The 5,161-nt window shown below is 59.4% G+C and carries 3 protein-coding genes and 4 pseudogenes; 2 read left to right on the top strand and 5 right to left on the bottom strand.

Annotation, left to right across the window (positions count from 1 at the left end; translation table 11 throughout):
* Positions 1-281 precede the first annotated feature (281 nt).
* The 5 genes and pseudogenes from CWO91_RS41465 to CWO91_RS41445 form a co-directional block, all read right to left on the bottom strand.
* A complete protein-coding gene (locus CWO91_RS41465; RefSeq protein ID WP_433995608.1) occupies positions 282-416 on the bottom strand; it encodes a helix-turn-helix domain-containing protein in 135 nt (44 codons plus the stop codon).
* Positions 417-570: 154 nt separating this feature from the next.
* A complete protein-coding gene (locus CWO91_RS41460) occupies positions 571-1,353 on the bottom strand; it encodes an SDR family oxidoreductase (protein ID WP_130221066.1) in 783 nt (260 codons plus the stop codon).
* A gap of 886 nt (positions 1,354-2,239) precedes the next feature.
* Positions 2,240-2,526: pseudogene (locus tag CWO91_RS44890) on the bottom strand (hypothetical protein).
* Between the two features lie 54 nt (positions 2,527-2,580).
* A pseudogene (locus CWO91_RS41450) lies at positions 2,581-3,402 on the bottom strand (transposase).
* Positions 3,403-3,533: 131 nt separating this feature from the next.
* A pseudogene (locus tag CWO91_RS41445) lies at positions 3,534-4,409 on the bottom strand (IS481 family transposase).
* A gap of 114 nt (positions 4,410-4,523) precedes the next feature.
* On the opposite strand from CWO91_RS41445, the gene CWO91_RS45175 reads away from it, so the two are divergent.
* Both CWO91_RS45175 and CWO91_RS41440 read left to right on the top strand, forming a co-directional pair.
* Positions 4,524-4,649, top strand: a complete 126-nt coding sequence (locus tag CWO91_RS45175) for a hypothetical protein (RefSeq protein WP_283811086.1) — start codon at positions 4,524-4,526, stop codon at positions 4,647-4,649.
* A 154-nt stretch (positions 4,650-4,803) separates the two neighbouring features.
* Positions 4,804-5,161, top strand: a pseudogene (locus CWO91_RS41440) (ABC transporter substrate-binding protein); the annotation flags it as partial.

Raw genomic sequence — 5,161 nt, 5'->3', positions numbered from 1 at the left:
CCGACACCGGGCCGGACGGCTTGTCCAAACTCCAGCAGATGATCCAACGCTGGAGCGGATGGGTTACACGCTAGTCGCAGATTGCGCATGAGCCCTTCGTCAAGGGGGTGAGCTCAGTAGCGCATCGACATGCAAGTTCTAGTCATCGGCCTTGCTCCTGTTGCTCTGACTGGAAGAGGCGAGCGTCGCGGTGGCGGCGACGACTTAAACCCCCTAAGCCGGTCTGCGCGCATCGCGGCCTGGGGGCGCGATCCGCGCAAGAAACGGGTTGCCGCCGATGCTCAGTGCGGCATCACGCGCTGCTCCATAAAAGGACGACGCCACTTGCCAACGGTCTGCCGGTCCAGCCCCAGCTTGGCCGCCACTTCCGTGTTCCGACCACCTTCCGCACAGGTCAGCACTATCCGGGCTCTCAGAGCCAGCGCCTGTGCCTATCCACCGTCGTCAGCGACGTCATTCGGCGCGCTCGTCGTCAAATATCAGGAGCGCACGTTGCTGGACCGCCTTGCCTCCATCCTTGGCACAGCGACGCGAATCTACGATTGCGAACTTATGAACTCGGGACACTAGCTAGCCACCGGCGCTCGCACCAAGATCGACGGTGATGCACTCGCCATTTACGCCGGAGGCACAAGGGCTCACAAGAAAGCCAATTGTTGCTGCAACCTCACGAACGTGAACAAAGCGATCACCTGGCTGCGACGCGCGGAAGCGCGCGATGACTTCGTCTGTGCTTATGCCTCGAGTCGCCGCCTGAGCTTCCAACTGACCACGCATCAGACTGGTATCCATCCAGCCCGGCGCGACGGCGTTGACAGTAACGCCATGTGCACCGCCCTCCAACGCGGCGGTGCGAACCAAGCCAAGAACCCCGTGCTTTGCGGCACAGTACGCAACCTTCTGGCGTCCACCGACGTAGCTGGCCACTGATGCCGTGACCACAACACGACCTCCGGGGGACTTCGTCAAAGCCGGCCACGCTGCTTTCAGTGCTTGGAATGGTCCGTCCAGCATCAAGGCATTGAGACGGTCCCATTCGGCGTCTGGAAATTGATCAAGCGGTGCGACGAACTGACATCCAGCATTCAATACAAGAATGTCGAGACGTCCCGCGGTCTCGAATACGTGAGCGACCATGTCCCGATTCCCGCTCGCAGTGGCGAGATCTGCGTGGAAGACACCCTCGCCAACGATATCCACACCATGTACGTCCGCTCCGCGTTCGGACAGCTCAGCCACAATGGCTTTTCCAAGCCCTCCCGCCGCTCCAGTCACGAGCGCGACGCGCCCCTCCAGCGACCATCCACGGCTGTAAAACTGCTGTCCGTGACTCCCACTGTCGAAGTCGGCCATTTCGTTTCTCTCTTCTGAGATGTGACACAAGCGAGCTGCCTTCGCTTCCTCTTGAAAGCTTAGAACGAGTTGTGCGCGGAAATTCTTCGATCCACGTCTTCTGCTCGCTGAAATTCTGCACCTGATCGATGAAGCAGGTTCTTATCACGCGTCCATGAGACGGCTTGGATCGATCGCATGGCAGCTCGGATGCCCGAAGCGGCTGAGCGCATGGGAATCGAGGCTGCCTTCGGGGCGTTTATGAAGTGGACTGGAATAACGAAGTGGGTACGCTGCCTCTCCCGAGCTTAATTGCCGTTCCACTGGCCATTCCTGATTAGCATCTACTCGGCGGCATGCGTCGCCCTCCGTCAAGTGTGCTTCGTCGAGTTGGCACTCCGGAAGATTCATCGGAATGCTAGAATCACTGAGGGCGGTTCAGCTAGAGCCTCATTAGCGCACCTTGATGACCTCGGCGACGCACGCCATTCCGAGCCGGCCGAAACGCGGAAGCCTGGAGCAGATCGCCGAGCACCTATCGTGCTGCTCAACGAGCCGCTCAGTGATCTTGACCGCAAGCTCCGTGAGCAGATGCCGGCTTGTCGAATACCATGAGGTCTCGCGAGCGTTCGGCGGATAGCACACTTCGGTGGCGCCTGCTCGACCAGCAAACACTAGCGAAAGAACTGGCTTGGTTTTGACGCTTGGAGCATTCAGAGGAGTCAGTCCGCTTGGCGGCAAGCGCTGTTGTATTCAGCGCCATCATCTTGGCCATTCGACGGGATGAGCTCGTTTGGTTGCGGATTTTGATCCGCGTGCGGCTGCAGTGAGCCCGAAGCTGGTCCGACCCGTCAGAGTCGGTTGTTATCCAGCAGGATGATCGCGCTCTAGCGGGCTGTTGAAGAACTCAGCCGCGTTCGCAAGCGAAGGCTGAATCGTCGCCATTATGGATGTAGAAGTGGCCGACGAGCCTGCCCGCAGTGCCGATCATAGCCCATCCGCGACCGCAGGACGGATCATTCTCGTGGTGTCCTTCCCATGAGAACTCGGCCCAGGCCGATCCGTCGCGGGTGCCGTAGCGCACGTCAAGGAAGCCCGTGAGAGCCCCATGGCGATCTCGCCATTGGACTTGCCTTGGAAGGTCAGATGCGCCTCTTCGACAAGATCGAGGAAGTCGCTGTCCCAGTTGTCCATTTCGACGATGCGCCAGCGGCCGGCAAAGGCCTTCGAAGCCGGGCACCTTGGCCATCAGCCGGCGTCCGCGATCGGCTTCGGCAGCCGCACCAGATTGTAGGTGGCGGCAGCGAAGGTAAAGGCCCATGCGACGCGATCACGGCAACGGAACCGGGTCTTCTCCTGCCCGGCGACCGTCTTGATCCAGCCGAATGCCTCCTCGATCCGCTTGCGGATGCGCTAGCTGACTGCATAGCCGCCGTGTCGGGTCGTTCGCCCGTTGATCACGGAGCGAACGGCCGCTGGTGTTCTGTGCAACATGCGGCGTCACGTTCATCGAGCGCAAACTCGTTGACGAAGTCTTATCGTAGGCTTTGTCGAAGCATGGGTGTCGTTCGAGCGCTTCTGACCATGGAACTCCGCATCGGCATTGCGCCCGTCGCCTTGGACCGGCGGCTCGCCAGAGCCGTTCTTCGGCTTGACGCTCTTCATCGAGGCCCATGCCTCGATCAGCGTGCCATCGACCGAGAAGTGATCGCTCGACAGAAGCTTCTTCACCTTGGGCTGCGCCAGCACCGCCGCCAGGAACTTGGCTGCGATCTCGCCTTCCAGCAGTCGGTCGCGGTTCTTCGAGAACACCGAACGGTCCCAGGCTGCGTCGTCGACGCCGATTCCGACGAACCAGCGAAACAGCAGGTCGTATTCCAGCCGCTCCATCAGAAGCCGCTCGGAGCGGATCGAATAAAACGCCTGCAACAGCATCGCCCGCAGCAGCTTCTCCGGCGGGATCGACGGCCGCCCAATCGGCGAATAGAGCGCGGCAAACTCCCGCTCCAGCGCCGCCAATGCCTTGTTCACGATTGTCCGGATTGCCCACAGCGGATGATCACGCCGCATCCGCGCCTCCAGATCAACGTAGCTGAACAGCTCGCCCGTTCAATTGTCGCCGCCGCGCACGCACCGTCTCCGAATCTCGTCGGAGACAATGAATCATGGTCGCCGCTCGGCGGCGAGCGTCTTTTTTGCTTCTAGGTGTTTAGGCCCGGCATTTGCTGGAGCGGCTTGAGTTTGAATCGTCGGGCTGGGAAGTCCAGCATTTGCAGATGTATTCGTAGGATTGTGTCGATCGTAATGGTAGCGCTGGACAGTCGCTTCCTTGATCGTGCGGTTCATGCGCTCGACCTGGCCATTGGTCCAGCCTTGATCTTGGTCAGCCGATGTTCGATGCCGTTTTCTTGGCTCGCATATCAAACATATGCGTCACGCATCTTGCAGTCGGGCCGTCCGCATAGCGCGGCGGGAAGGTGAACTGGATCCCATTGTCGGTGAGCACGGTGTGGATCTTGTAGGGACGGGTCGCGATCAGAGCTTCGAGGAAGGCCGAGGCTGAGGTCCTTCCCGTCTTCTTGACCAGTTGCACGAACGCGAACTTGCTGGTGCGATCGATTCGTAGAGGTGGAGCTTGCCTTCAGCTGTCTGGAGCTCAGCGACGTCGATGTGGAAATAGCCGATCGGACAGGCCTTGAACTTCTTCTTCGAGGGCTTGCCGCCTTCGACCTCCGGCAATCGGCTGATGCCGTGGCGCTGGAGGCAGCGATGCAGGGATAACGGCGTCAGATGCGGGATGGTCGGCTGCCGCGCATAGAGGCAATCGTCGAGTGGCAGCAGCTTGTGCCGCCGGAAAGCGACGATGATCGCCTCCTCCTCGATGGAGAGGACAGTCGACCTGGCTTCCTTGGGGCCAATCGACGATCGGCGACGGTCTCGCGCTGCTTCCACTTCGCCACGGTCTTCTGGTTGATCCCGTAGCGCTTGGCGAGGGCTCTCAAGCTCTTTTGACTATTTTGTATTGCTCGACGGACTGCCTCCGTGGTGGTGGCGCAGCCGTGTAAAACTTGTCCGATAGCGCATCCTTCGAATCGTGCGACAAGAATGCACCATCAAAGCTTGGGACTAAACACCTAGAACGAGTCGACAATGCTCGGCTACAGTGCTCGCATCATCCTCGGCGCTTTACCATGCGCATGATCTGCAAAGAACTGCGAAGCTGGCCCGCGAGACTTATCTACCCGGTGGATGAGCAGCTTGATGCCGGGAGGCTCAATCTGAAATTGCGCCAGATCTGCCTGCTCGCGCAAAAATGAAAATGGTGGCTTATGCGCCAAAAAACGTCTTGTGTTTGCGCCTACACGCAGGATTTCTGCGTAATCCCGCACAGATCAGAGCAATTCGACCACGCGAGCCTATAGCATTTGCCTGGGACAAGCTTCCGGAGGTTCAACAAGTGAGGAGGGGAACGTGAAGCATCTGGTTAACCGCAGGCGTTTTATGCAGGCAACGTCGTCCGCTATCGCGGTCGGCACGATATCGTCCGCGGCCAGGGTATCGGCGGCATCCGGCGAGCTGCGGCTGAACATGAGCGCCGGCAATTTCGCTGACGCTATTATCAGTGCCTTTGTGAAGCCTTTCGAGGCGGAGACGGGGATCAAGGTGACGCCCGTCTACCAGGATATCAGGGCGGCGCAGGTTGGGCTCATGGTGAAAACCAACAGCGTCACCATCGACACGATTCTCATAAGTCAGCCCAACGCGCTTAGTCTGGCTGCGAGCGACTATCTTGAGAAGATCGATTATTCGATCCATAAGCAGCAGGAGT

Source organism: Bradyrhizobium genosp. SA-3 (genome assembly GCF_004212635.1).
Taxonomy (GTDB): domain Bacteria; phylum Pseudomonadota; class Alphaproteobacteria; order Rhizobiales; family Xanthobacteraceae; genus Bradyrhizobium.
This window is presented reverse-complemented; position numbering and strand designations above follow the sequence as displayed.

Bases quoted from the DNA above. Each gene is read 5' to 3' on its own strand.
- CWO91_RS41460 (WP_130221066.1), bottom strand. From the start codon at position 1,353: ATGGCCGACTTCGACAGTGGGAGTCACGGACAGCAGTTTTACAGCCGT.
- CWO91_RS45175 (WP_283811086.1), top strand. From the start codon at position 4,524: ATGCGCATGATCTGCAAAGAACTGCGAAGCTGGCCCGCGAGACTTATC.